The following is a 2,017-nucleotide window of genomic DNA, read 5'->3' on the forward strand; positions in this document are numbered from 1 at the left end:
CCGTAGAGCTCCTCGATCTCGTCGGCGTAGGCCTCCAGCACCGCCCGCCGCCTGACCTTCAGCGACGGGGTGAGCAGGCCGTTCTCCTCGGTGAACTCTCCGGTGACGACGCGGAAGCGGCGGATCGACTCGGCGCGTGAGACGGCCTCGTTGGCGTAGTCCACGGCCTTCTGCACGTCGGCGAGCAGTTCGGGGTCCTCCCGCAGCGCGGAGAGCGGGGTGTCCGCGGGGCGGCCGCGCACGGTGAGCCAGTGGGCCGTCGCGTCCGCCTCCAGGGTCACGAGGGCACTGACGTAGGAGCGCCCCTCCCCCAGCACCACGCACTGCGCGACCGGCGGGCGGCTGCGGACCCGGTCCTCCAGGACCGCCGGGGAGACGTTCTTGCCGCCGGAGGTGACGAGGATGTCCTTCTTGCGGCCGGTGATCGTCAGGTAGCCCTCGTCGTCGAGGGCGCCGAGGTCGCCGGTGTGGAACCAGCCGTCGTGCAGAACCTCGTCCGAGGCGGCGGCGTCACGCCAGTACCCGCCGAAGACGATGCCGCCCCGGATCAGCACCTCGCTGTCGTCGGCGATGCGCACGGCCGTGCCGGGAACGGGCTGGCCGACAGTCCCGGGGCGGGGCCGCAGCGGCGGGGTGATGGTGGCGGCGGCGGTCGTCTCGGTCAGGCCGTAGCCCTCGTAGACGATGATTCCGGCCGCGTAGAAGAACAGGTTCAGCCGCCTGTCCAGCGGGGAACCACCACTGATCGCGTAGTTGAGCCGGCCGCCCAGCTCCTTGCGCACCCGGCGGTAGACGAGCAGGTCGTACAGCGCCCAGGCGAGGGTCAGACCCGGTCCCGGGCCCTTGCCCGTGCCGAGGTGGCGGGCCAGCGCGGCCTCTCCGAAGCGGACGGCGACGCGGTCGGCGCGGTCGAAGGAGGACCCTCGTCCCATGCGTTCGGCCGTGGCCCGGCCGGTGTCGTGGATCTTCTCGAAGAGGTAGGGCACGCCGACCACGAACGTGGGGCGGAAGGACCGCAGTTCGGGACGGAGTTCGTCGGGCTTGATGCTCGGGCAGTGGCCGATCTCGATGCCCGCCTTGAGGCAGGCGATCTGGATGGTCCGTCCGAGGATGTGGGCGAGCGGGAGGAACAGCAGCGTCGACGCCTCCTGCCCGGTCACCTCCCGGAAGACCGGGTGCAGCAGTTCGATGGTGTTGCCTGCCTCCGCGAGCAGGTTGCCGTGGCTGATCACGCAGCCCTTGGGCCGCCCGGTCGTCCCCGAGGTGTAGCAGAGCGTGGCCACGGTGTCGGGGGTGAGGTCGGCGCGTCGCCGGGCGAGCCGTGCCTCCGGCACGTCGCGGCCGAGCGCTTCGAGTTCCGCGAGTCCGCCGGCCGTCAGCTGCCAGACCGTCCGTTCCTCCGCGAGCGACGCGGCGGCCCGGCGCACGGTGTCGGCGTTGTCGGCGTTCTCGACCACCGCCAGCCGGGCGCCGGAGTCCTGGAGGATCCACGCCACCTGCTCCGCTGAGGAGGTGGCGTACACCGGCACGCTCTGACCGCCCGCGGCCCAGATCGCGAAGTCCAGGACCGCCCACTCGTAGCGGGTCCGTGACATCAGCACGACCCGGTCGCCGGGGGCGAGTCCGGCCCCGACGAGCCCCCGGGCCACCGCGGACACCTCCTCGGCGAACCGCCGCGCGGTGACCGGCCGCCAGCCGTCCTCGGTGCGCCGGCGCAGCGCGACCCGGTCGGGTTCGCGTGCGGCGGCGTCGAACGGCAGGTCGGCGACGCTGCCGGAGGTCTCCGGCGCGACCAGGTGCGAGGCGCGGGCCTCACGCACGACGCCGTCCTCCCTGACCAGTTCCACGGTGACGCGGGCGGCGAGGTCGCCGCGCTGCCGTGCCTTCCTCAGATCCCTGCGTACGCTCATCCTCGGCTCCTGTCGGCGGCTGCGGTCCGGGGGATCGCGGTGCGGTCGGGCCGTGCCACGGCGGGGTGGCGACGGCGACCTGTGGTGCGGGCGGCCTGCGGTGGGGG

General features: G+C 73.3%; 1 protein-coding gene. It reads right to left on the reverse strand.

Annotation, left to right across the window (positions count from 1 at the left end):
- On the reverse strand, positions 1 to 1,910 hold a 1,910-nt coding region (locus GL263_RS25635; RefSeq protein ID WP_182858125.1), incomplete at its 3' end, for an AMP-dependent synthetase/ligase.
- Positions 1,911 to 2,017 lie beyond the last annotated feature (107 nt).

This window comes from Streptomyces durbertensis, from assembly GCF_014156695.1.
Classification (GTDB): Bacteria; Actinomycetota; Actinomycetes; order Streptomycetales; family Streptomycetaceae; genus Streptomyces; species Streptomyces durbertensis.